Source organism: Streptomyces sp. NPDC051020 (assembly GCF_040683105.1).
Taxonomy (GTDB): domain Bacteria; phylum Actinomycetota; class Actinomycetes; order Streptomycetales; family Streptomycetaceae; genus Streptomyces.
The window spans coordinates 41,840-64,186 of the sequence record NZ_JBFBCG010000017.1 but is presented as its reverse complement, the minus strand read 5'-3'; the positions used below and the strand labels follow the sequence as shown (position 1 = coordinate 64,186).

Below are 22,347 nucleotides of genomic sequence, written 5' to 3'. Positions count from 1 at the left end.
GCGGGCGCGTCCCGGCGGCAGCGTCCGGTCGCCGAGCAGCTTCTCGAAGAACCAGTCGACCTGCGCGGTGTACGGGGTCGGGTCGAGCCCGAGCTCCTTCAGATGGGGGAGGACGTCGTCGTGGGCCTGGGAATGCACGGCTTCCTGGCCGATGAACCCGATCACGTCCTGCCGCAGCTGCTCGTCATGGATGTACGGCAGCACCTGCCGGTACACATGGATGAACCAGCGCTCCCCGGCCGGGAGCAGCAGGTGGAGCACATTCATCGTGTGCGTGCTGAAGGGATCGTCCGGCACCCAGTGGAGGGGGGTCTTCTCCCAGGCGAACGAGACGTTGCGGGCCTTCAGCTCGGTTCGCTCCGACGCGACCGCCGCTGGCTGAGTGTTAGACATGTTGTCAATGTACTGACGGGTACACGGGGGGAACAGGGTCGTGCAGCAATTCGGGCCCGTGGCGTTCCTCCTCGATGGAGGGCGCCACGGGCCCAGTTCATACTGCGGTTCGGATCGGATCAGCGGGAACGGTACTCCCGGTACCGGTCCTGGTCGTGGCCCCAGCGCCGGTCGTCGCGGCGGTCGTGGCCCCAGCGCCGGTCGTCGCGGCGGTCGTGGCCCCAGCGCCGGTCGTCGCGGCGGTCGTGGCCCCAGCGCTTGTCGTCGCAGCGCTTGTGGTCGTGGCGGTCGTGGCCCCAGCGCCGGTCGTCGTGGCGGTCGTGGCGGCAGCGCCGGTCGTCGCGGTGGTCGTGGCCCCAGCGCCAGTCGTGGCCCCAGCGCCAGTCGTCCAGGCGGTCCTGGCCCCAGATCCTGTCGTCCCGGCGGTCGCCATCCCCGTGCCGACCGTCATTGGCCTGCAGGGAGTGGGCACCGTCGGCGGCGCCGGGGGCGGCGGCCTGAGCTGCGCCGGCGCCGCCCAGCATGACGACGGCGGCCACACAGACTGAGGCAGCGAAGCGGGAAACATGCATAGAAATCTCCTGTCGCAGCAGGCGCCGAAGCGCCTGCTCGGATTGGACACCACAACCGTCGCCCCCCGACGACCGTCGACGACCGCGCCACGCGCTCCAAGACACCCGATCTGTTGCAATGCCGCCGCTCGTGAAACTTAGTCCTGTAGGCAATCCGTGAACCCCCATCCGTCCCCCCGACCCCTTCCGCGGCCGTCGCCATCCGCCCTCGGCGCCCCGTCCCACCTGCGGGTCCCCGCCGAGGTATCGGGGACGCGCACGTCCGGGAGCGACTGCGCATCCTGATTCCGCGGGCACGCCGGAGGGTCCGCCGCCGGCCATCATGACTCGGCCGAGTGGAGGATGACGGCGTGCACCACGGGAAACGGCACGGCGGCATGGTCAGCGCAGGGCGCCCACCCGGGCGCCGTTCATCAGCACACCGTTCAGCTCCGCCCGGTCACCCGCTCGCGCCCGCACCGCGAGCAGATGCCCCTGCGCCCGGCCCTCCACCCCGCCCGATGTGGTCAGAGAGGCGAACTCCGTGCTGCCCGCCGCCAGTACGTACCAGCGGCCGCCGTGCGACTTCCACAGCACGCCCGCCAGCACCCGTGGGTCCCGCTCCCCGCAGGCCGACGAGTCCTCCGCACGCGCCGCCACCGTCCCGGGCGGCACCGCACCCCCGGCGGCGGACTGCGCCGACGGGGCCTGGAACTGGGCGAAGACCCTGCTTCCGGAGCCGCGCCAGGTCTCCGCCCGGGTGCACAGCCACTGCGCGAAGCCGTTGCCCTCAGGCAGCCACTGCCGCGCGTACGGCCAGGAGTTCACCGAGCGCACGCCGCGCGATCGCACCGCGGTCAGCAGACAGGCGGTCCGTGCCCAGCTCTCCCGCTCCGCCCGCCCGGACACGTCATGCGGCGTCGACGGCGACCCTGAGGTCAGCCGGGCCGGGGCGAGTTCACCGAGGTCCGTCAGCAGACGTGTCGCCGTGGCGTCATGCATGTCGACGGCGGACCAGGACCGGCAGTCCCCGGCCGTCTGCGGGCTCGCCAGCACACCGGTCACGCCGTTCCGGTCGCGGTGCAGCGGCCGCGCGGCCCGGCCGGGGGCGAGCAGATCCCGTACGGACACCTGTCGCACCCAGGGCGCTGTCAGATAGCGGACCGTTCCGCCGCCACGGCTCACGATCAGAGCATCGGCGGAGGACGCGTCCGCACTGTCGACACGGGCGAAGTCGAGTGCCGCGCCCTGTGCCGGATCGGCGTCCCGGGCCTCCGCGTACCGCACGATGCGCAGCCCGTCGTAGAACAACACCACCGCGGCCGCGCCCACCTCGCCCGCGTACAGCAGCTGCGGGGGCCCCATCGGCGGCCCGACCGGCGTCCCGGGCGTCGTGGACGACCGGACGGCGGGGCCTGGACGCGCCCAGACGACGAGGGCCCGCCGCAGCAGCCGGGTGTCGTCGGTGCGGTCGCCGCGGGTGGGCCAGGCGGTGAAGTCGGTCCGGGGCGAGCGCTGCCAGTACGCCGGGGACACCCTGAGCAAGGCGGCCGGTTCCAGGGCCTGTTCGGCCGCTGGGTTACGGGTGTACAGCGGCGCGGACGCCGGGTCCCGGCCCCAGCCGTTGCCCGGAAGCCCCAGCAGCGCCCCGCAGACCAGGAGTGCGGCGACCGCCGCGAGCGCCGCCCTTGCACGCCGGCGGCGGCGCAGCAGATCAGGCGGGCGGGCCTGCAGGGAACAGGGGTCGAACTCCGGGGAGTCCAGGAGCGCGTACGGCGCCGCCACCGCGTCCGCCTCCGTCAGCGCCGCGTGCGGGTCCGCCACTCCTGCGGCGGCGAGCACCTGCCGTACCTCCCCGTCCGCGAGGCCCTCCAGGCCGCGCAGGACGTGCGCCGCGCGCGCCGGCCCGGAGAGCGCGGACAGTGCCTGGTCCAGGGCGAGTTCGTCCGCACCTCCGGAGTGCGGGAACAGGCGCAGACCCCACACCAGGGGAAGGAGCGGCGGCAGCTGGGACCGGTGCGGCCAGGCCAGGCGGCGCAAGGGGCGGCCCGCCTCCAGGGCGGTGTTCACCACCCGCTGCCGGACGTGCGCATAGCCCGGGTCGACCGCCGTACCGCCGGCGGGACGGCGGGGGAGAGGGACTCCGTCGTCGGCCGTGAACGCCGTCCGGCGCCCCAGTGGCAGGGACCGCTGGGCGAGGGAATGCGCCGTCAGAACACGGCGGTTGCGGCCGAGGGAGGGCGGCAGGACGAGGTAGCCGAGCCGGACCAGCCGCGGATAGTGCTCGACGAGCGCCGCCTGGGCCTGCTCCACATCGACCGGGGCGGTGACGGACGGTACTTCTGGCAGTGGGCGCACATTCAGCTGAACGAGCGAATCGTGCGATGGTCACCCCGGCCCACGGCCGGTTCCCTGGGATCCGGCCGTTCGGCCGCGCGACGGAGCGCGCAGGGGCACGATGGCCGGATGGTGACGCAGGATGCGACGAGGCGTCGTTCCGGGGTCAGGGCCGCGGCGGTCGTCCTTGCACGACTGGCTCTTCTGACGGCGTGCGGCGGTGGTGCGGGCGGCGACGACAAGCCGCACGTCCCGCCCACGGCGACCGGCGGCCTACGGGTCACATGGGGGCGGGGGCGAACGCGGCGAGCTGGGGGTCGACGGGTGCGCCGGTCATCCGGTTGGCGAGCGTCGACATCGTGTACGCGCCGATGCCCAGGACCACGTCCAGGGCGTTCCGGTGGGTGTAGCCGTGCGCGAGGAAGGCCTGCAGCGTGTCGTCGTCGACCGCGCCCGCCGAGGCGATGACGGCCAGGGTGAACTGCCGCACCGATTCCAGTCGTTCGTCCGGGAGCGGCTGTGGCTTCTCCTCACGCAGTGCGGCGATGAGGTCGGCGTCCGCGCCGAGGGCGGTGAGCTTCGCGGTGTGCATCGCCACGCAGATGTGGCACCTGTTGCGGGTGGCGATCGTCATGATCAGGACCTCGCGGGAGAGCGGGTCCAGGGCGGTCGACTCGAAGATCGCGCTGATCTTCAGAAAGCCGTCGAGCAGCTGCGGGGACGTGGCCAGCCGGCCGACGGCAGCGGGCAGATATCCCTGCTTGTCCGCTACCGCCTTCATGGTGCGACGGGCGGCGGCGGGGGCGGATTCGAGGGTGTGGTCGGGGAACGCGGATGCGGGCATGGCGTGACCTCTCGCGGTAAACTCGACAACGTGATTGACGAAAACGTAAACCAAGTTGTCGAGTTTCGCAATGGCTGAGCCGGCGGGGCGAGCTGAGGAGGCGGCGACCGCCGGGGATGGTGCGGGCTTCGAGCTGCCCCTGCTCCTCTTCGCCGGGTTCCGGACGATCATCGATGAGCTGCACCGGGAGCTGGCCGAGAGCGGTCACCCCGACGTGCGGCCCGCGTACGGCTTCGCGCTCCAGGCCATCGGCCGTGACGGCGCGACCGCAAGTGAGATCGGCCGACGGCTCGGTGTCTCCAAGCAGGCCGCCGGGAAGACCGTCGACAGGCTGGAGGGTCTCGGTTACGTCGAACGCGTCGACGATCCGCAGGACGGGCGCCGCAAGCTGGTCCGGGTCACCCCGCGCGGTGTCGACGTATTGGTCCGGTCCGCCGAGGGGTTCGACCGGCTGCACGCCGCGTGGTCCAGGGCGCTCGGGGCCGATCGGCTGCGCGCCCTGGAGTCCGACCTGCGCGCGATGGCGCCCGCCGGTGCGTTCCGGCTCGACGCGGCGGCATGGTTCAACGGCTGAGATGCCGCCGGGTCAACAGGCCCTGCAGTCCCGGGCCGCACCCCACCCGGGGGCGACCACGCTGCACCTGGGTTCGACCGGATGACCCGTCGGCCGGGGCGCGGGGTTACCCCTGGTCCAGGTAGGCCAGGACGGCCAGAACGCGGCGGTTGTCGTCGTCGGACGGCGGCAGGCCGAGCTTCCCGAAGATGTTCGAGGTGTGCTTGGCCACCGCCCGCTCCGTGATCACCATCTGTGAGGCGATCGCCGTGTTCGAACGGCCCTGCGCCATCAGTGCCATGACCTCCAGCTCGCGCGGGGTCAGACCGCCCATCGGCTTGTCCTGTGCGCGCCGGGACAGCAGCTGTGAGATCACCTGCGGGTCCATCGCGGTGCCGCCCGCCGCGACCCTGCGTACCGCGTCGATGAACTGGTCGGCGTCGAAGACCCGGTCCTTGAGCAGGTACCCGATGCCCCCGTTGCCGTCCGCCAGCAGCTCACGGGCGTACAACTGCTCCACATGCTGGGAGAGGACGAGCACCGGCAGCCCCGGCCGGCCCTTGCGGGCCGCAAGGGCGCACTGCAGTCCTTCGTCCGTGTGGGACGGCGGAAGCCGGACGTCGACAACGGCGACGTCCGGATCCAACTCGGCGAGCGCACGGGTCAGTTCGGGGCCGGTTTCGACGGCAGCCGCGATCTCGAAGTCGTACGCCTCCAGCATCCGGACCAGACCGTCGCGCAGCAGGAAGAGATCTTCGGCTAGGACAACTCGCAAGGGATCTCCATGGTCACCATGGTGGGGCCGCCCGCTGGACTGCTGACGGCCATGATGCCGTCGAATGTACCGAGTCGGCGTTCGATTCCGCTCAGCCCCGAGCCCGCTCCGACGGTCGCGCCGCCCCTGCCGTTGTCCGTGACGGAGATCCGCAGCATCGAGTCGGCGTGATGGATGTCCACCTGGAGACGGTCCGCCCCCGAGTGCTTGGCGGCGTTTGTCAGGGCCTCGCTGACCGCGAAGTACGCAGCCGACTCCACCGGCGCCTCGGCGCGGCCGGCCAGCTCCACCTCGACCTCCGCCTCGATGGGCAGCCGCAGCGCCAACGCCCTCACCGCGTCCCCGAGCCCACGCTCCGCGAGGACCGGCGGGTGGATGCCCCGGACGAGATCACGCAGTTCGGTGAGGGCTGCCGCGGAGGACTCGCGGGCCGTCGCAAGAAGCTTCTTGGCCTGCGCCGGATCCTTCTCGATCAGCGCCTCGATCGTGCCCAGATGCATGCCCATGGCGACCAGCCGGGCCTGCGCGCCGTCGTGCAGGTCCCGCTCGATACGGCGCAGTTCGGAGGCGGCGGTGTCCACGGCCTCGTGCCGGGTCTCGGTGAGCCGGTCGATCCGCCGGGCCAGCTCCTGCTCATGGGTGGGCGCCAGCAGCGAGCGGGCGATCACGAAGTGCAGCCGCAACAGCGGTTCGCTTGCTCTGAGACCGATGAGGAAGAGCACCCCACCGAGCGCCGCGGCGGCCAGTGCCGTCGCCTGGCTGTCGACCGGCACGAATCCGTACCAGTAGGCGTCGTCGGTGAAGACCCGCCACAGGCCCGCCGCCAGGACGACCCCCTCCACCGGATAGAGCATCAGCCCGACGGCCAGGGCCAGCACCACGTAGCCGGCCGTCATGTCGACCAGCATCCAGCACAGATCCCGCCAGGTCGCCGGATCCTTCAGCATCAGCGTCGTCCGCTCCACCTGCCCCGTGAACCCGCCGCGCACATCCTTCGGAAAGGGCCGGTACGGGACCGGGATGCGAACGTCCGACCAGGTCGCCGCCAGCAGTCGGCGCTGGTTGGCGTGACTGCGGACCGCGTCCAGCACCTGCGGGGTGGTGAACAGCCCCAGACCCAGCGCAATGGAGGCGATCGACAGCACCGCCAGGACGAACAGGGTGATCGACCCGGCGAGACAGGCGATCGAGAGCACGATCCCGCGCCCGGCGGCCAGCAGCGCGGGCCGTACCCGGCTCTGCATCGCGTTCATGATGTGGTCCCTCTCCCCTCGCCGGGCCCGTCACGGCAGGCCGCGGTCCCAGGACAGTCTCTCCCGGCGGTCGGGCGCGACGTCAGCCGTTTCACCACCCGGGAGGGGTGTACCCAGCACCACCGTCGAAACCTCGCCCTACGCCTCGGGGAGAGGGGGTTTCGACGGCTGGGGCGGCGAACGCCCCGCTCCTAGGTTCATGAGCGACTCATTCGACGTCAACTTCTGGGGGCGAAACGCCATGAGGCGCAACCTCGCGGCACGCATCGGTGTGTGGAGCGCACACCATCGCAAGACGGCCATCCTCGGCTGGCTGCTCTTCGTCGTGCTCGCCACGGGCATCGGCGGAGCATCCGGCATGGTCGAGATGACGGACGCCGAGAACGCCACCGGCGACTCGGCGCGGGCCGAGCAGATCCTCGACGACGCCGGTCTCGCCCAACCTGCGGGTGAGCTGGTCATGGTGTCCGCCGCGAAGGCGGGCGACTGGCAGGACGCGGCCCGTGAGGTCTCCGCGGCCGTCGAGCGGACCGGCGAGGTCCATCACCTCGCGGCGCCCGTCCCGTCCAAGGACGGCAAGGACGCCCTGATCACCTTCGACATGAAGGGCGACGCGGCGACGGCCGCCGACCGGGTGCAGCCGGTGCTCGACGCCGTGTCCGGGGTCCGCGAGAAGCGACCGGACGTCACCATCCAGCAGTTCGGCGAGGCCAGTGCCGGGAAGTGGCTCGGCGACCTGCTCTCCGAGGACTTCAGGAAGGCCGAGTTCACCGCCGTACCCCTGGCTCTGGGCATCCTGCTGGTCGCCTTCGGCGCCGTGGTCGCGGCCCTGCTGCCGGTCGGGCTCGCACTGACCGCGTGCATGGCCGCCTTCGGTCTGCTGTCGCTGGCCAGCCACCAACTGCACCTGTTCCAGACCACGTACTCCGTGATGTTCCTGATGGGCTTCGCCGTCGGCGTCGACTACTGCCTCTTCTACCTGCGGCGCGAGCGCGACGAGCGGGCCGCGGGGCACGACGCAGAGACGGCGCTGCGGATCGCGGCGGCGACCAGCGGCCGGGCCGTGCTGGTCTCCGGCCTCACCGTGACGGTCGCGATGGCCGGCATGTTCCTGTCCGGACTGATGCTGTTCAAGGGCTTCGCCCTGGCCACGATCACCGTCGTCCTCATCGCCGTGCTCGGCTCGGTGACGGTGCTGCCCGCGCTGCTCTCCTGGCTCGGGGACCGGATCGACGCGGGGCGGGTGCCGCTGCTGAACCGGCGCGCCGGGCAGCGAGTGCGGGCCAGCGGAGCCCTCGCCGGCACCGTTCTCAGGCCCGTCCTGGCCCGGCCCAAGGTCTTTGCCGTCGCCTCGGTCGTCTTCCTGCTCGCCCTGGCCGCGCCCGCCCTCGGCATGAAGACCGAGTCACTCGGCCTGGAGAAGCAGTTCGGCTCGGACTCGGAGCTCTCCGTCGCGTACCGGAGCATCGCGGAGACGTTCCCGGGCGGCCCCGCCCCCGCCCTGCTCGTGGTCGAGGCGGACGACATCGACTCGCCCGAACTGCGCGAGGCACTGGCGGAGTTCGGCCCCGACAAGGTGACCGTGCACCGGGCGCAGAACATCGCGGAGATCGAGGTTTCGCTGCCGGACGGCAAGGCCGGCCTGACCGAGCTGCGTGACAAGCGGATCCCCGCCGCCTTCGACGGGACGGGCGCGCAGGCGTACGTCACCGGAGAGCTGGCCGGGTCCGTCGACTTCAACGATCAGCTGAAGCGCGGCATCGTCCCCGTCTTCGCGTTCATCACGGCAGTGACCTTCCTGCTGATGCTGTTCTGCTTCCGCTCGTATGTCATCGCGGTGACGTCGATCCTTCTCAACCTGCTCTCCGTGGGCGCCGCCTACGGTGTGATGGTCGCCGTCTTCCAGCACGGCTGGGGCGCCTCGCTGATCGGCTCGGAGGGGGTCGGGGCGATCGAGGCATGGATGCCGCTGTTCGTCCTGGTGGTGCTCTTCGGTCTCTCGATGGACTACCACGTGTTCGTGGTCTCCCGGATCCGCGAGGCCCGGCAGACCGGGCTGGACACCCGGGCGGCCATCGACGCGGGCATCCGGCGGACGGCGGGCGCGGTGACCGGCGCGGCCGTGATCATGGTGGCGGTGTTCGCGGTCTTCGGGACGCTGTCCATGCAGGACATGCAGCAGATGGGCGTCGGCCTCGCCGTTGCGGTGCTGCTGGACGCCACGCTCGTACGGATGGTCCTGCTGCCTTCGGCCATGGCGCTGCTCGGCGAGCGGAACTGGCGGACGCCGCGCGGACTGTCCTGGCTGCCGGCCCCGGACCACGACGAGGCGGGGACGGCGGATGTGGTGGCCGGTCCGGTTCCGACCGGTTCGGGGCTCCGTGGCTGATGCCGGTACGCAGAAGCCCTGGCCCACCGGGTGCGTAACCGGTCGGCCAGGGCTGTTGTGCGCGGCACCCCGTCAGGGGGCGTACTTGTAGCCGACGCGTCGCACCGTCTGGATCGACCGCCGGTGCTCGGCGCCCAGCTTGCGGCGCAGCCGGGCGATGTGGACGTCGACGGTGCGCCCGTCACCCACGTGCCCGTAGCCCCAGACCGTTGTCACCAACTGGTCGCGGGTGTGCACCCGATGCGGATGCGCCACCAGATGGGCGAGCAGTTCGAACTCGAGGAATGTGAGGTCGAGCGTGCTCCCGTCCACCGTCGCGGTGCGCTGCACACTGTCGATGCGCACCGGCCCCGCCCCCGGCGTCACCAGCGGCTCCGGAACGATGCGCTGCGCCGCGGCGGCCGCGACGGCGGGCTGCTGGTCGGCCGGTACGAGGACCAGGTAGCCGATCATCGGCGGACGGCCCGGCAGCGCCGGAAGGGTGTGCGGGGGTGCCGGAAGCCAGGTCGCGCCCGGCGGCAGGAAGCAGGCCACATCGGCCGGCTGGACGTCGCCAGCCGAAGGGGCGCCCCCGTTTCGGCGGGCGCCCCTTCGTACGGAGCCGCTGGAGGATCAGACCTGGTCGGCCTTCTCCACCGCCGTGCAGCAGGTGTCGACGATCAGCCGCGTGACGACGTACGGGTCGACGTTGGCGTTCGGGCGACGGTCCTCGATGTAGCCCTTCTGGTCCCGCTCGACCTGCCACGGGATACGGACCGAGGCGCCGCGGTCGGAGACGCCGTAGCTGTACTCGTTCCACGGGGCGGTCTCGTGCAGGCCGGTGAGACGGTCGTCGATGCCCGCGCCGTAGTTCTTGACGTGGTCCATCGGCTTCGAGCCCTCGCCCATCGACTCGCACGCGGTGATGATCGCGTCGTAACCCTCGCGCATCGCCTTGGTGGAGAAGTTGGTGTGCGCACCCGCGCCGTTCCAGTCGCCCTTGACCGGCTTCGGGTCCAGCGTCGCGGAGACGTCGAAGTCTTCGGCGGTGCGGTAGAGGAGCCAGCGCGCGATCCACAGCTGGTCGGAGACCTCCAGCGGGGCGAGCGGTCCCACCTGGAACTCCCACTGGCCCGGCATGACCTCGGCGTTGATGCCGGAGATGCCCAGACCCGCCTGCAGGCAGTTGTCGAGGTGCTTCTCGACGATCTCGCGGCCGAAGATCTCGTCGGAGCCGACACCGCAGTAGTAGCCGCCCTGCGCGGCCGGGAAGCCGCCCACGGGGAAGCCGAGCGGGCGGTGGCCGTCGAAGAAGGTGTACTCCTGCTCGATGCCGAAGATCGGCTCCTGGCCGGCGAACTGCTCGGCGATCGGGCGCAGGGCGGCGCGGGTGTTGGACTCGTGCGGCGTCATGTCGATGTTGAAGACCTCGCACAGGACGAGGACGTCGTTGCCGCCACGGATGGGGTCCGGGCAGGAGAAGACCGGCTTGAGCACAAGGTCGGAGGCGTGACCCTGGGCCTGGTTGGTGCTGGATCCGTCGAAGCCCCAGATGGGCAGCTCCGCGACGTCTTCCGAGGGCTCGCCTGCCATGATCTTCGTCTTGGAACGAAGCTTGGCGGTCGGCTCGGTGCCGTCGATCCAGATGTACTCAGCCTTGAACGTCACGGAAGCCATCCTTCGGGGGTGGTGCGGTGCTGCGGTCTGCGGTCGGTCTCTGCAGCGCAGCTTCGCAAGACGGGATTTCCCGTCCGTTGCCCGAATGTGAACCCCGTGTTACCGAGGATCCGGCGTACCAGCTGCCGACCGCCCCGGTTCCGCGTGCGGACCGGGCAGACTGGCCCCCATGACGACACCGCCCGCCGCTCCCATGCGTATCGGCCTTCTCGGTACGGGCCCCTGGGCCCGGAACACCCAGGCACCCGCCCTCGCCACCCATCCCGGCGTCGTGTTCAGCGGCGTGTGGGGTCGCCGCCCCGAGGCGGCGGACGCGCTCGCGACCACCCATGGCACCACGGCGTACTCCGGTGACGGGGGCGTCGACGAACTTCTCGCCGTGAGCGACGCCGTCGCGTTCGCGCTGCCGCCGGACGTCCAGGCCCCGCTGGCCGCCCGCGCCGCGGCCGCCGGGTGTCACCTGCTGATGGACAAGCCGATCGCGACGACCCTGGCCGGGGCCCGGGAGGTCGCCGAGGCCGCCGACCGGGCGGGGGTCGCGTCTGTCGTGTTCTGCACGCTGCGGTTCGCGCGGGACACGTCCGACTGGATCGCCGAACAGGCCGGTCGGCACGGCTGGTTCACCGCCCGCGCCCAATGGATCGGCGCGCTGTACGCCCCCGGTGCGGACAGTGAGTACGCAGCGTCTCCGTGGCGCCGTGACAAGGGCGGCCTGTGGGACGTCGGTCCGCATGCGCTGTCGGTGCTGCTCCCGGTGCTCGGCGATGCGACGGAACTGACCGCGGCCCGAGGTCCCGCCGACACCACTCACCTGATCCTCCGCCACACCTCCGGCGCGTCCAGCACAGTGACGCTCGCGCTGGCCGCGCCGCAGGGAGCGGTGGGTACGGAGATCGAGCTCCGAGGGGAGCCGGGCATTGCGACGCTGCCCAGGTGGGGGGATGTGGTGGGGTCGTTCCGGGCGGCGGTCGATGCGCTGCTCGAAGCGGTACGTACGGGGGCTCCGCACGCCTGCGACGTACGGTTCGGGCTGCGGCTGACCGAGCTGCTGGCCGAGGCGGAGGCCAAGGCGGGGCCGGTGCCCGCACGGTCCTGAACGGTGGGGAGAGCCCGTCGGGCACTGTGCGGGCACCGGCCGTGCCGGTCAGCCCACGCGCTCGACGCGGGCGCGGCGGATCTGGCGGGGTTGCGGGCGATGCCGGTGACGAAGCCGCCATGGAGCCGGATCACGAAAGGGTCCCCCCGATCGCCCTGCCGGTCAGGGAATGGCGGTGACCGCCTGGAGCGCGGCGGACAGGAAGCCCCGCACGGCAGCCGTCTCACTCTCGTCGAAGTCGCGCAGCACTGTCACCGTGTTTTCGATCAGCGGCCCGAAGAAGGCCCACCCCAGCTCCACCGCCCGCGGGTCCACCGCCAGCAGCACCCGTCGCCGGTCGCGCGGGTCGCGGGTGCGGGTGAGGTGGCCGAGCCGTTCCAGCCGGTCGACGACGGCGGTGGTGCCCGCGGAGTTGAGCCCGAGCTGCGCACCGAGCCACCCAGCCGTCGCGTCGGCGCCCGCGCGTTCGGTGTCGAGCAGGCAGATCAGGGCGCGTACGTCGGTGGGGTGCATGCCGTTGCGGCTCGCGAACTCGGCCTGCCGCAGCCCGAATTCGACAGTCACCTTGCGCAGCAGATGAACGATCTCCATCTCGGAACTCTGCTCGCCCATCAGATCTCCTTCCTCTATTATCTCGCTGAGCGAGATAATGTCCAAGGGTACCCACCTTCGGGAGGCCACTCCGTGGCAACCACGTCATCCGGATCATCCGCAACGGCCGTCTCCGAGTCGTTCCTCTCGGCGTACGACGAGGTCCTGGCGGCCAAGTGGCCCGTCGGAACGACTCACTCCGACGTCCCCACCCCGTTCGGCACCACCCGTATCAACAGTTACGGCCCCGAGGGCGCCCCGCCCCTGGTGCTCCTGGCGGGGGGCAGCGAAACCTCCACCGTCTGGTTCGCCCAGGCCGCCCACCTGGGCCGCACCCACCGCGTCCACGCCGTCGACCTCATCGGCGATCCGGGCCGAAGTGTGGCGGGGGAGCGCCCGGTCCGTACGGTGCCGGACCTGACGGCCTGGCTGGACGCCGTGCTGGACGCCCTGAACACCGCATCGACAGCACTCTGCGGCCATTCCTACGGCGCCTGGATCGCGCTCCACTACACCCTGCACGCACCCGACCGCGTCCGGAGGCTGATCCTCGTGGACCCGACCCAGTGCTTCGCCGGTTTCCGCCCCGGCTATCTGCTGCACGCACTGCCGATGCTGCTTTGCCCCAACGCGAAACGCACGCGCACCTTCATGAACTGGGAGACGGCCGGCGCCACGCTCGACCCGGCATGGCTGCACCTGCGCGACGAGGCCGCAGGCTTCCCGACCGTCAGGCCGGTCACGGGCCATCGCCCCACGCCCGAGGCCCTGAGGACGCTGAACGTACCGACCCTGATCCTTACGGCCGAGAACAGCCGGGCCCACAACTCCGCACGGGTCGCCGCCACCGCGACCCGGCTGCTCCCGCGCGCACGGACGGCGACGATCCCCGGCGCCACGCACCACACGCTGCCGCTGCACGCCCCGGACACCGCCGAACTCAACCGCAGAATCGAGGACTTCCTGCTGACCGAGTGATTCCGGCCGCGCTCAACGCCCCAAGGCGTCCCGCACGGCTTCCTCCGTACGCGCCACGACAGCCGTCCCGTCCTCCGCCGTGATGATCGGCCGCTGGATCAGCTTCGGATGTTCGGCGAGCGCCGTGATCCACCGCTCCCGCGAACCGGCCTCGCGCGGCCACTCCTTGAGCCCGAGCTCCTTCGCGTCCGCTTCCTGCGTTCGCGTGATGTCCCACGGCTCCAGCCCCAGCCGGTCGAGCACGGCCCGGATCTCGTCCGGCGACGGCACATCCTCCAGATAGCGGCGAACGGTGTATTCGGCGCCCTCGGCGTCGAGCAACTGCACTGCGCTGCGGCACTTGGAACATGCGGGATTGATCCAGATCTCCATGGGGTCAACGGTACGCGACGGACACCGTGAAAGCCCCGCTGGCCAGGGGTGATTGTCAGTGGTGGGCCGTAAAATGGAGGTAGTTCGTGAGGGTTTCACGACCGTGCCAGGAGGATGCCCATGGCCGTTGCCGCAGTCACGACCAAGCCGCTCCACAAGCCCCTGCAGAAGAAGCCGCTCCCCGCGGGCCGGCCCCGCGAGTGGTACGTCTCCCACAACCGCCGCCTGAAGGCCATGCGCCTGGCGATCGCCCTGCTCGACACGGGCGTCTACTACCCGTCGAGCGCTGACAACGACACGATACGCACGACCGCCGAGCGCATCGGCATCCACCCGCCGTCCGACACCACCTGCCGCATGGTCCGCGCCCTGATCCGCTACGGCCGCTGACGGACCGGATACCTGTGCCCCCGGAGACCGGGGGCACAGGTACATCGCACACACCCCGGCCCCTCACCCGTCCGGCGTACCGGGCATGCGGTGCGGCCTGCCGACCCTTTGACTGGGGCGACGGGCGAGTGCTGGGAGGCACGATGACGAGGAAAGCCGCGCGAGGCCTGTGGGCCGTGCTGCTGACGACGGCCGTGATGTCGACCGCCGGTGCCTGTTCGCACGGCGGCGGCACCTCCACCACGGCGTCCGGGGCGGCCTCCGCCGCAGCGTCGGTGGCATCCAGGGGTTCCGACGTAGTGGCCTCGGCGACTGCTGCCGCGGGCGAGAAACTGAGAGGCTTCAAGAACGGCGTGAACGCCAAGGGCGACGTCAAGCTGGGCGCGGTGAGCACCGACCACGACGGACGCGCCACCTCGAAGATCACCGTGACGAATGGCGCCGACTCGCCGAAGTCCTACGCCGTGCAGGTCACCTTCCGTGACGCGAGCGGCAACCTGCTCGACACGGTGGTGGTGACGGTCGACGACGTCGGGCCGAGGGCCTCCAAGGAGGCCATCGCCCGCAGCAATCGCAAGCTGTCGGGTGTCGTCAAGGTCGACGTGGGGACGGCTCTGCGGCACTGATCGCACCACCACTGCCACCATCCGGTCCGAAGAACGGCTCACCACCCGGTGCAGCGGCCACCGCTGGTCCAATCAGTTTCAGAAGTGGTTGTGCCGTTGCTTTCCTGAAGTCGGCTTTCGATGCACGTGCCGCGGCGGAACCTGTACTTGGTGGGGTCGCCGGGAAAGCGCCGTCAGCTTGTTCTCGGTTCCGGTGCCGGGTTGCGGGATCTCGAGAATGATCCGTCGACCTGAGCGGTCGTCGACAACGAGAGCGCTTTCCTCCAGCACCATGCGGCCGACAGCGGGATGCCACACTTCCCGGGTGGTGACGTGGTGACTTTCGATTTCGTGCTGCTGCCACCATCCGCGGAATTCCTTGCTGTTCTGGCTCAGCTCTCGGACCAGTTTGGTGAACCACGGTTCATGGACGTAAAGTCCGGTGGCTGCGCGGAATTCAGCCAGCACGGAGCGGGCGCTCTGCTCCCAGTTCTGAATGAGCTCGCGCAGATATCCGCCGAAGAAGAGCCAGAGCATGTGGCGGTGCTCAGAGGGGATTTTGGTCAGATCGCCGTAGACATCGGTTCTGGCCTGGTTCCAGGCCAGAATGTTGAAACGGGGGCCGAGGGCGATTGCCGGATGTGGATGCTGGCTGTCCAGGATGCGCTGGAGAGCCGGAGGCACTCCGTCCGGGGCAATGCTTGCGCTGGAACGGGCGTCCTCGCGCGCCAGGGCCAAGAGGTAGTCGTGCTCTTCGGTACTGAGGCGAAGGGCATCGGCCAGCGAGTCGAGGACGTGGTCGGACACCCGGATGTTCCGGGCCTGTTCAAGGCGTGAGTACCAGCAGGTGCTGATGCCCGCGAGGTCGGCCACGTCTTCCCGGCGCAGGCCAGGGGTTCGCCTTGACGTCCGGGGTGGAAGACCCACCTCTTCCGGCTGAATGGCCAGCCGTCGTGTTCTGAGGAAGTCCGCGAGCTGAGCTCGCCGTTGGTCGTAATTCATCCATCGTTCCCTTTGCTGGGCGACGTTTCGGATGGCTAGTACCTGGGACCTCTACTCCTAGGATAGTCGGTTTCTGGATGTGCGCTCGGCCAGATGTGATCCTGATGCAGGAAGCGGCCTTCGGCCGTGCGAGGTGCTGAGGAAGCAGCACCGTTCTGGAACGGACACCCATCTTTCGTTCCGGCGATCGAAGGAGAAAATCATGCGTGGCAAGCGATACCTTTTCCGGCTCAGCCCGGTGCTGATCGCCTCTCTGGCGTTGCCTGCGGGTTTCGCCGGGAACGCGTTCGGCGCCTCACCCGCAGCCGATCCGACGGCAGCGGCGCCCTCGAAAGCACCCTCGCAGGTTATCGATCCGTTCAGCTTCAACGCCGGGTTGGTGGCGTGCAGGACTGGGAACGTGTCGCAGAACCTGAACCGAAACGCCAACCTCAACCGTAACGTCAACCAGAACGTCAACCGAAACGTCAACCAGAACCTGAACCGAAACGTCAACGAGAACGTCAACCGAAACATCAACCAGAACCTGAACCGGAACGTCAACGAGAACCTGAACCGAAACGTCAACGAGAACCTCAACCGGAACGTCAACGAGAACCTCAACCGGAACGCCAACGAGAACCTCAACCGGAACGTCAACGAGAACCTGAACCAGAACCTGAACCAGAACCTGAACCAGAACCAGAACCTCAACCAGCAGACGCCGGCCCAGACGCCGGCCCAGGCGCAGACGCAGGCGCAGGCGCAGGCGCAGACGCAGGCGCAGGCGCAGACGCAGGCCCAGACGCAGGCGCAGGCCCAGACGCAGGCCCAGACGCAGGCGCAGGCGCAGGCGCAGGCCCAGACGCAGGCCCAGACGCAGGCGCAGGCCCAGACGCAGGCGCAGACGCAGGCGCAGGCCCAGCCGCAGGCGATGTAGCCCAGCTACTCGCCACCTAGCCGGCCTGTGCGGCGGTCACCATGCCGCCGGGGACGCGTAGCCCGTGGGACATGCGGGCTGCGCGTTCGGCCCCACTCAGCTTTGTTCTCGGGGCAGCGGGCGACTCTCCCGGAATTTCTGCGTCAATGCCGACTAGCTAGGGCCGCTACCCCGGTGGTGTGGGGTAGCGGCCCTAGCCAGTAGCTGTTTTGGGAGATCAGTGAGCGGCCCTCTCTGTCCACGAGTGGACAGAGAGGGGGATCGGTCGACCTCGCTCTTTAGATGTCGAAGTAGAGTTCGAACTCGTGCGGGTGCGGGCGCAGCTGGATCGGGGCGATCTCGTTGGTGCGCTTGTAGTCGATCCACGTCTCGATCAGGTCGGACGTGAAGACGCCGCCCGCGAGGAGGTACTCGTGGTCCGCCTCCAGGGCGTCCAGGACGGCGGGGAGCGAGGTCGGGACCTGCTGGACGTTGGCGTGCTCCTCGGGAGCCAGCTCGTACAGGTCCTTGTCGATCGGCTCGGCCGGCTCGATCTTGTTCTTCACACCGTCGAGGCCGGCCATCAGCAGCGCCGAGAAGGCCAGGTACGGGTTGGACGACGGGTCCGGGGCGCGGAACTCGACGCGCTTGGCCTTCGGGTTCGAGCCCGTGATCGGGATACGCATCGCGGCGGAGCGGTTGCGCTGCGAGTAGACCATGTTGACCGGGGCCTCGAAGCCGGGGACCAGGCGGTGGTACGAGTTCACAGTCGGGTTCGTGAAGGCCAGCAGCGACGGTGCGTGCTTGAGGATGCCGCCGATGTAGTAGCGGGCGATGTCCGAGAGACCCGCATAGCCCTGCTCGTCGTAGAACAGCGGGTTGCCGCCGGCCCACAGGGACTGGTGGACGTGCATGCCCGAACCGTTGTCGCCGAAGATCGGCTTCGGCATGAAGGTCGCGGTCTTGCCGTTGCGCCAGGCGACGTTCTTCACGATGTACTTGAAGAGCATCAGGTCGTCGGCCGCGGCGAGCAGCGTGTTGAACTTGTAGTTGATCTCGGCCTGGCCGGCGGTGCCGACCTCGTGGTGCTGGCGCTCGACCTGGAGGCCGTTCTTGTCCAGCTCAAGGGAGATCTCGGCGCGCAGGTCGGCGAAGTGGTCGACCGGCGGGACCGGGAAGTAGCCGCCCTTGTAGCGGACCTTGTAACCCCGGTTGTTCTCTTCCGAGCCGGTGTTCCAGGCGCCGGCCTCGGAGTCGATGTGGTAGAAGCTCTCGTTCGCCGACGTCTGGAAGCGGACGTTGTCGAAGACGTAGAACTCGGCCTCGGGGCCGAAATACGCGGTGTCGGCGATGCCGGTGGAGGTGAGGTATGCCTCAGCCTTCTTGGCCACGTTGCGCGGGTCACGGCTGTACTGCTCGCCGGTGATCGGGTCGTGGATGAAGAAGTTGATGTTGACGGTCTTGTCGCGGCGGAACGGGTCGACACGGGCGGTCGACAGGTCCGCGCGGAGCGCCATGTCGGACTCATGGATGGCCTGGAAGCCGCGGATCGACGAGCCGTCGAAGGCCAGTTCCTCGGTCGGGTCGAATGCCGCTGCCGGGATGGTGAAGTGCTGCATCACACCGGGCAGGTCACAGAACCGGACATCGATGAACTTGACATCTTCGTCGGCGATGAACTTCTTCGCGTCGTCGGCGTTCTGGAACATCCAACTCCTCCTACTCCCGGCCCGGGAGGGACGGGGTTGTAGCTCGTTGTGCGGCCAGTGCGGTGGCACACGCTGGACCCGACCATAGGCAGACCGGATTTCTCAAGCATGACCCATTTGTTTCGCAGAAGTTAACCGAGGCGGGTGTCGGCGGTACCTCGGAGGTGTGCCCGGGCGGCGGCGGGGGCCGCGTCCGTGCGTCCGGAGGGCCCCACCCGGTAAGGCGGGAAGGCGGGCGCAGTACCGTGGACGGGTGGACAACAGGCAAGCAATCGGATCGTGGCTCTCCGGGCCGCGTGCGGCCGCCGAGGACATGGGCGCCGATTTCGGCTACCGGGGCAAGCGGCTCGGTCTGCCCGAAGGAGGGCCGGGGGCGATCGCGCCGCTCGGCCGGCGCTTCGGCGCCCTTTTCGTCGACTGGGCGCTCTGCCTGCTGATCGCCTACGGGCTGTTCGCTCGCGGTGACCAGCAGGCGGCTGGGAACTGGGCCCTCGGGATCTTTGTCGTGCTGAGTGTGCTCACCGTCGGGACCGTCGGCTGTACGCCGGGCAAGCGCATCCTGGGCATTCGTGTCGTCGGCGAGGGCGGCGGCCGGCTCGGTTTCGGGCGAGTGATCATCCGGAGCGTGCTGCTGTGCCTGGCGATTCCGGCTCTGGTCTGGGACCGCGACGGCCGCGGGCTGCACGACCGGCTCGCGCGCGCCGTGCAGGTGCGGATCTGAGAGCGGTCCGACGAGCAGAGACGTGAAGAGGGCGGGCTGCGAACCACTGAGGTTCGCAGCCCGCCCTCTTGTGCGTCGAGTGTGCGGCGTCAGCGCATCTTGCCGCCGCGCGGCATCCGCATACCCTTCGGCATCGGGCCCTTCGGCAGCGGCATGTTGCTCATCAGGTCGCCCATCGCCCGCAGCCGGTCGTTGGCCGCCGTCACCTGCGGGCCGGTCAGGACCCGCGGCATCTTCAGCATCTTGGTGCGGACCTTCTTCAGCGGCACCTGGCCCTCGTCGTTGCCGACGATGATGTCGTGCACGGGTACGTCCACGAGGATGCGGGCCATCTTCTTCTTCTCGGCCGCCAGCAGGACCTTGACCCGGTTCGGGTTGCCCTCGCCCACCAGCACGATGCCCGCCTTGCCGACGGCCCGGTGGACGACGTCCTGGCTGCGGTTCATCGCGACCGCCGGCGTCGTGGTCCAGCCGCGGCCCACGCGGTCCAGCACCGCCGCCGCAGCGCCCGGCTGTCCCTCCATCTGCCCGAAGGCCGCCCGCTCGGCACGCCGCCCGAAGACGATCGCCATCGCGAGGAGGGCCAGCACGAAGCCCAGGATGCCCAGGTAGATCGGGTGGTCGATCAAGAAGCCGACGGCGAGGAGGACACCGAAGGTGACGATTCCCACACCCGCGACGACAAGACCGATCTTGGGGTCGGTCCGCCGGGTCATCTTGTAGGTCAGGGCGATCTGCTTGAGTCGCCCCGCGTTCTCGACGCTGTCCGCGCCGTCAGTGTTTGCCTTCCTCGCCATGTACTGAAGTTTACGTGGCCTAGGAACGGTGGTCGGCCACGGCCTCCAGTACGTACTCGGTCTCGACCCGGTCCTTGGCCCGGCGGCGGTCCTCGAGGACGGCTGTCCAGGCGTTGCGGCGGGCGGTGCGCTGGCCGCGGCTCAGCAGCAGCGACTCGACGGCGCGGAGAGCATCGGTGACGGACGGAATGGCGGTGGCGCGTACCGGCACGGCCTGCATCGTGGAAGTCCCCTCGGAACGGATGCGCGGAGTGAGTGGGTTACAGGAGTTGCTTGCGCGGGCTGGAGACGGTGAGCAGTGGCGGCGGCAGCCGTGAGAACCACTGCGCTGCGTGCATCCAGAGTCACTGCTCGGTGTTACCAGCGCATGACCTTTCGGTCAAACACCAATGAAACCTTGATATGAGCGCGGCGCACGCCGACGCGGCCCATACGCGTCCCCGACCTGCGGGGAGCGTATGGGCCGCGCCGATTTAGCCCGTACCGTTCAGTAGCTTCTTGTGCTCAGATTCACACAGTCCTCGTCAGGCAGTGGGTGCGGTCGTGACCGCGCCGCGCCGCTCGATCGCCTGCTGGAAGAGCCGGCCGGCCCGGTACGAGGAACGGACCAGCGGCCCGGACATCACACCGGAGTAGCCGATCTCGTCGGCCTCCTCCTTCAGCTCCACGAACTCGTGCGGCTTCACCCAGCGCTCGACCGGGTGGTGGCGCACGGAGGGCCGCAGGTACTGCGTGATCGTGATGAGCTCGCACCCGGCGTCGTACAGGTCCTGGAGCGCCTCGCTCACTTCCTCGCGGGTCTCGCCCATACCGAGGATGAGGTTCGACTTGGTCACCAGCCCGGCCTCGCGGGCCCGCGTGATGACCTCCAGGGAACGCTCGTAACGGAAACCGGGACGGATGCGCTTGAAGATCCGCGGCACCGTCTCGACGTTGTGCGCGAGTACCTCGGGGCGCGAGGAGAAGACCTCGGCCAGCTGCTCGGGCTCCGCGTTGAAGTCGGGGATCAGCAGCTCGACCTTGGTGGCACCGGCCTCGCGCTCCGCCGTCAGCGCGTGGATCTGGCGCACGGTCTCCGCGTACAGCCAGGCTCCGCCGTCCTCCAGGTCGTCGCGGGCGACGCCGGTGATCGTGGCGTAGTTCAGGTCCATCGTGACGACCGACTCGCCGACGCGGCGGGGCTCGTCCCGGTCCAGCGCCTGCGGCTTGCCCGTGTCGATCTGACAGAAGTCACAGCGCCGGGTGCACTGGTCACCACCGATGAGGAACGTGGCCTCACGGTCCTCCCAGCACTCGAAGATGTTCGGACAGCCGGCCTCCTGGCACACCGTGTGCAGACCCTCGCTCTTCACGAGCTTCTGCAGCTGGTTGTACTCGGGGCCCATCTTCGCCCGGGTTTTGATCCACTCGGGCTTGCGCTCGATGGGGGTCTGGCTGTTCCGGACCTCCAGGCGCAACATCTTGCGCCCGTCGGGTGCGACAGCGGACACGTCCGGCTCCCTACGACTTCGATTCTTCGGCGAACACCAGGGTACGCCCGCTATTTGTACGGTTGGGGTGTGGCCCTTGCCCCTGGGCAACCAGGAGGAGGGCCGGGCCATTCCCGGGGCTCCGGGTCAGGCCGAGGCCCGGTCGATCTCCCGCGGGGCGAGCTCCGCGTCCTCCAGGACGTCCTTCAGGTGCTTCTCGACCACCGGGAGCACCTCCGCGACGGTGACGTCGCGGCCCAGCTCGTACGCGAGCGAGGTGACGCCCGCATCGCGGATGCCGCACGGCACGATCCGGTCGAACGAGGTGTTGTCCGGGTTCACGTTCAGCGCGAAGCCGTGCATGGTCACACCCTTGGCGACCCGGATGCCGATCGCCGCCAGCTTGCGGTCCTCGCGGCGCTGGCCGGCGTTGGACGGGGCGTACTCGGGGCCGTTCAGCCGCGGGTCGAACTCCTCGTCGTGCAGCCGCGGGTCGAAGTCGAGGGAGAGACCGCCGAGCGACGGACGCTCCTCGACCGGGTCACCGAGCACCCAGACTCCGCTGCGGCCCTCGACCCGGCTGGTCTCCAGACCGAACTCGGCAGCCGTACGGATCAGCGCGTCCTCCAGCCTGCGGACATGCGCCACGACATCCACCGGGCGCGGCAGCTTCTGGATCGGGTAGCCGACGAGCTGCCCGGGGCCGTGCCAGGTGATCTTTCCGCCGCGGTCCACATCGACGACCGGAGTGCCGTCCAGGGGGCGCTCACTCTCGGTCGTACGCCGTCCCGCCGTGTAGACCGGCGGGTGTTCCAGCAGCAGACAGGTGTCGGGGACCGTGTCCTCGAACCGGGCCGCGTGCACCTCGCGCTGCTTCTGCCAGGCCTCCTGGTAGTCGACGGCTTCCTCACCGAATCCCAGCCGGACGAACCGAAGCTCACTCACGGAGATGCCTCCCTACTTGCGGT

General features: G+C 69.6%; 22 protein-coding genes and 2 pseudogenes. 8 read left to right on the top strand and 16 right to left on the bottom strand.

The window, feature by feature from the left end; genetic code table 11:
• Positions 1–3: 3 nt before the first annotated feature.
• The 4 genes and pseudogenes from AB0N06_RS12170 to AB0N06_RS12155 all read right to left on the bottom strand — a co-directional run.
• Positions 4–393 (bottom strand): annotated as a pseudogene (locus AB0N06_RS12170) (metal-dependent hydrolase); the annotation flags it as partial.
• A 119-nt stretch (positions 394–512) separates the two neighbouring features.
• Entirely contained in the window at positions 513–965 is a 453-nt protein-coding gene (locus AB0N06_RS12165; protein WP_366134575.1) for a hypothetical protein, read from the bottom strand.
• 381 nt (positions 966–1,346) lie between these two features.
• Positions 1,347–3,302: a hypothetical protein gene (locus AB0N06_RS12160; RefSeq protein ID WP_366134574.1), complete on the bottom strand. Its 1,956-nt coding sequence runs from the start codon at positions 3,300–3,302 to the stop codon at positions 1,347–1,349.
• 259 nt (positions 3,303–3,561) lie between these two features.
• Positions 3,562–4,125 carry a carboxymuconolactone decarboxylase family protein gene (locus tag AB0N06_RS12155; protein WP_366134573.1) on the bottom strand — a complete coding sequence of 188 codons (564 nt, stop codon included), beginning with the start codon at positions 4,123–4,125 and terminating at the stop codon, positions 3,562–3,564.
• A 70-nt stretch (positions 4,126–4,195) separates the two neighbouring features.
• On the opposite strand from AB0N06_RS12155, the gene AB0N06_RS12150 reads away from it, so the two are divergent.
• Positions 4,196–4,699, top strand: a complete 504-nt coding sequence (locus tag AB0N06_RS12150; protein ID WP_366134572.1) for a MarR family transcriptional regulator — start codon at positions 4,196–4,198, stop codon at positions 4,697–4,699.
• 106 nt (positions 4,700–4,805) lie between these two features.
• Here AB0N06_RS12150 and AB0N06_RS12145 read toward each other — a convergent pair whose 3' ends face one another.
• Complete coding sequence (locus AB0N06_RS12145) at positions 4,806–5,453, bottom strand: response regulator transcription factor (protein WP_366134571.1); 648 nt, start codon at positions 5,451–5,453, stop codon at positions 4,806–4,808.
• The gene (locus tag AB0N06_RS12140; protein ID WP_366134570.1) at positions 5,438–6,706 is read right to left on the bottom strand and encodes a sensor domain-containing protein; all 1,269 of its coding nucleotides are present in this window, start codon (positions 6,704–6,706) and stop codon (positions 5,438–5,440) included. Before AB0N06_RS12140 ends, AB0N06_RS12145 begins: the two co-directional genes overlap by 16 nt.
• A gap of 241 nt (positions 6,707–6,947) precedes the next feature.
• Here AB0N06_RS12140 and AB0N06_RS12135 point away from each other — a divergent pair, with 241 nt between their 5' ends.
• On the top strand, positions 6,948–9,095 hold the full coding sequence (locus AB0N06_RS12135; RefSeq protein ID WP_366134608.1) for an MMPL family transporter: 2,148 nt from the start codon (positions 6,948–6,950) through the stop codon (positions 9,093–9,095).
• 72 nt (positions 9,096–9,167) lie between these two features.
• On the opposite strand, the pseudogene AB0N06_RS12130 reads toward AB0N06_RS12135, so the two are convergent.
• Together AB0N06_RS12130 and glnII are read right to left on the bottom strand one after the other, a co-directional pair.
• A pseudogene (locus AB0N06_RS12130) lies at positions 9,168–9,635 on the bottom strand (winged helix-turn-helix domain-containing protein); the annotation flags it as partial.
• 72 nt (positions 9,636–9,707) lie between these two features.
• Positions 9,708–10,742 (bottom strand): glutamine synthetase, encoded by a 1,035-nt coding sequence (gene glnII, locus AB0N06_RS12125; protein WP_366134569.1) that lies wholly within the window; start codon positions 10,740–10,742, stop codon positions 9,708–9,710.
• Between the two features lie 178 nt (positions 10,743–10,920).
• On the opposite strand from glnII, the gene AB0N06_RS12120 reads away from it, so the two are divergent.
• Positions 10,921–11,847, top strand: a complete 927-nt coding sequence (locus AB0N06_RS12120; protein WP_366134568.1) for a Gfo/Idh/MocA family oxidoreductase — start codon at positions 10,921–10,923, stop codon at positions 11,845–11,847.
• A gap of 162 nt (positions 11,848–12,009) precedes the next feature.
• On the opposite strand, the gene AB0N06_RS12115 is transcribed toward AB0N06_RS12120, so the two are convergent.
• Positions 12,010–12,459: a MarR family transcriptional regulator gene (locus AB0N06_RS12115; RefSeq protein WP_366134607.1), complete on the bottom strand. Its 450-nt coding sequence runs from the start codon at positions 12,457–12,459 to the stop codon at positions 12,010–12,012.
• A gap of 72 nt (positions 12,460–12,531) precedes the next feature.
• Between AB0N06_RS12115 and AB0N06_RS12110 the strand changes: the two genes are divergently transcribed.
• Positions 12,532–13,416, top strand: a complete 885-nt coding sequence (locus AB0N06_RS12110; RefSeq protein ID WP_366134567.1) for an alpha/beta hydrolase — start codon at positions 12,532–12,534, stop codon at positions 13,414–13,416.
• Between the two features lie 12 nt (positions 13,417–13,428).
• On the opposite strand, the gene AB0N06_RS12105 is transcribed toward AB0N06_RS12110, so the two are convergent.
• A complete protein-coding gene (locus tag AB0N06_RS12105) occupies positions 13,429–13,788 on the bottom strand; it encodes an arsenate reductase family protein (protein WP_030926242.1) in 360 nt (119 codons plus the stop codon).
• A 120-nt stretch (positions 13,789–13,908) separates the two neighbouring features.
• Here AB0N06_RS12105 and AB0N06_RS12100 point away from each other — a divergent pair, with 120 nt between their 5' ends.
• Together AB0N06_RS12100 and AB0N06_RS12095 are read left to right on the top strand one after the other, a co-directional pair.
• On the top strand, positions 13,909–14,178 hold the full coding sequence (locus AB0N06_RS12100; protein ID WP_358858468.1) for a hypothetical protein: 270 nt from the start codon (positions 13,909–13,911) through the stop codon (positions 14,176–14,178).
• 143 nt (positions 14,179–14,321) lie between these two features.
• Positions 14,322–14,804, top strand: a complete 483-nt coding sequence (locus tag AB0N06_RS12095) for a hypothetical protein (protein WP_366134566.1) — start codon at positions 14,322–14,324, stop codon at positions 14,802–14,804.
• Positions 14,805–14,882: 78 nt separating this feature from the next.
• Here the strand turns inward: AB0N06_RS12095 and AB0N06_RS12090 are convergent, their stop codons facing one another.
• Positions 14,883–15,785: a helix-turn-helix transcriptional regulator gene (locus AB0N06_RS12090; RefSeq protein ID WP_366134565.1), complete on the bottom strand. Its 903-nt coding sequence runs from the start codon at positions 15,783–15,785 to the stop codon at positions 14,883–14,885.
• Positions 15,786–15,987: 202 nt separating this feature from the next.
• Between AB0N06_RS12090 and AB0N06_RS12085 the strand changes: the two genes are divergently transcribed.
• Complete coding sequence (locus AB0N06_RS12085) at positions 15,988–16,704, top strand: hypothetical protein (RefSeq protein ID WP_366134564.1); 717 nt, start codon at positions 15,988–15,990, stop codon at positions 16,702–16,704.
• 278 nt (positions 16,705–16,982) lie between these two features.
• On the opposite strand, the gene glnA is transcribed toward AB0N06_RS12085, so the two are convergent.
• Positions 16,983–18,392, bottom strand: a complete 1,410-nt coding sequence (gene glnA, locus AB0N06_RS12080; RefSeq protein WP_366134563.1) for a type I glutamate--ammonia ligase — start codon at positions 18,390–18,392, stop codon at positions 16,983–16,985.
• A gap of 253 nt (positions 18,393–18,645) precedes the next feature.
• Between glnA and AB0N06_RS12075 the strand changes: the two genes are divergently transcribed.
• Positions 18,646–19,113 carry an RDD family protein gene (locus tag AB0N06_RS12075; protein WP_366134562.1) on the top strand — a complete coding sequence of 156 codons (468 nt, stop codon included), beginning with the start codon at positions 18,646–18,648 and terminating at the stop codon, positions 19,111–19,113.
• Positions 19,114–19,202: 89 nt separating this feature from the next.
• Here AB0N06_RS12075 and AB0N06_RS12070 read toward each other — a convergent pair whose 3' ends face one another.
• From AB0N06_RS12070 to lipB, 4 genes are all read right to left on the bottom strand, one after another.
• Positions 19,203–19,910 (bottom strand): DUF4191 domain-containing protein, encoded by a 708-nt coding sequence (locus AB0N06_RS12070; RefSeq protein WP_366134561.1) that lies wholly within the window; start codon positions 19,908–19,910, stop codon positions 19,203–19,205.
• A gap of 19 nt (positions 19,911–19,929) precedes the next feature.
• Positions 19,930–20,130 carry a hypothetical protein gene (locus tag AB0N06_RS12065; protein WP_366134560.1) on the bottom strand — a complete coding sequence of 67 codons (201 nt, stop codon included), beginning with the start codon at positions 20,128–20,130 and terminating at the stop codon, positions 19,930–19,932.
• Between the two features lie 304 nt (positions 20,131–20,434).
• Positions 20,435–21,400, bottom strand: a complete 966-nt coding sequence (gene lipA, locus AB0N06_RS12060) for a lipoyl synthase (RefSeq protein WP_358858457.1) — start codon at positions 21,398–21,400, stop codon at positions 20,435–20,437.
• A gap of 126 nt (positions 21,401–21,526) precedes the next feature.
• A complete protein-coding gene (lipB, locus tag AB0N06_RS12055; protein WP_366134559.1) occupies positions 21,527–22,324 on the bottom strand; it encodes a lipoyl(octanoyl) transferase LipB in 798 nt (265 codons plus the stop codon).
• Positions 22,325–22,347 lie beyond the last annotated feature (23 nt).

Excerpts from the sequence above, each read along its gene's own strand:
- AB0N06_RS12165 (WP_366134575.1), bottom strand. The coding sequence starts at position 965 with ATGCATGTTTCCCGCTTCGCTGCCTCAGTCTGTGTGGCCGCCGTCGTC.
- AB0N06_RS12155 (WP_366134573.1), bottom strand. The coding sequence starts at position 4,125 with ATGCCCGCATCCGCGTTCCCCGACCACACCCTCGAATCCGCCCCCGCC.
- AB0N06_RS12150 (WP_366134572.1), top strand. The coding sequence starts at position 4,196 with ATGGCTGAGCCGGCGGGGCGAGCTGAGGAGGCGGCGACCGCCGGGGAT.
- AB0N06_RS12140 (WP_366134570.1), bottom strand. The coding sequence starts at position 6,706 with ATGAACGCGATGCAGAGCCGGGTACGGCCCGCGCTGCTGGCCGCCGGG.
- AB0N06_RS12135 (WP_366134608.1), top strand. The coding sequence starts at position 6,948 with ATGAGGCGCAACCTCGCGGCACGCATCGGTGTGTGGAGCGCACACCAT.
- AB0N06_RS12120 (WP_366134568.1), top strand. The coding sequence starts at position 10,921 with ATGACGACACCGCCCGCCGCTCCCATGCGTATCGGCCTTCTCGGTACG.
- AB0N06_RS12115 (WP_366134607.1), bottom strand. The coding sequence starts at position 12,459 with ATGGGCGAGCAGAGTTCCGAGATGGAGATCGTTCATCTGCTGCGCAAG.
- AB0N06_RS12105 (WP_030926242.1), bottom strand. The coding sequence starts at position 13,788 with ATGGAGATCTGGATCAATCCCGCATGTTCCAAGTGCCGCAGCGCAGTG.
- AB0N06_RS12100 (WP_358858468.1), top strand. The coding sequence starts at position 13,909 with ATGGCCGTTGCCGCAGTCACGACCAAGCCGCTCCACAAGCCCCTGCAG.
- AB0N06_RS12095 (WP_366134566.1), top strand. The coding sequence starts at position 14,322 with ATGACGAGGAAAGCCGCGCGAGGCCTGTGGGCCGTGCTGCTGACGACG.
- AB0N06_RS12090 (WP_366134565.1), bottom strand. The coding sequence starts at position 15,785 with ATGAATTACGACCAACGGCGAGCTCAGCTCGCGGACTTCCTCAGAACA.
- AB0N06_RS12085 (WP_366134564.1), top strand. The coding sequence starts at position 15,988 with ATGCGTGGCAAGCGATACCTTTTCCGGCTCAGCCCGGTGCTGATCGCC.
- glnA (WP_366134563.1), bottom strand. The coding sequence starts at position 18,392 with ATGTTCCAGAACGCCGACGACGCGAAGAAGTTCATCGCCGACGAAGAT.
- AB0N06_RS12070 (WP_366134561.1), bottom strand. The coding sequence starts at position 19,910 with ATGGCGAGGAAGGCAAACACTGACGGCGCGGACAGCGTCGAGAACGCG.
- AB0N06_RS12065 (WP_366134560.1), bottom strand. The coding sequence starts at position 20,130 with ATGCAGGCCGTGCCGGTACGCGCCACCGCCATTCCGTCCGTCACCGAT.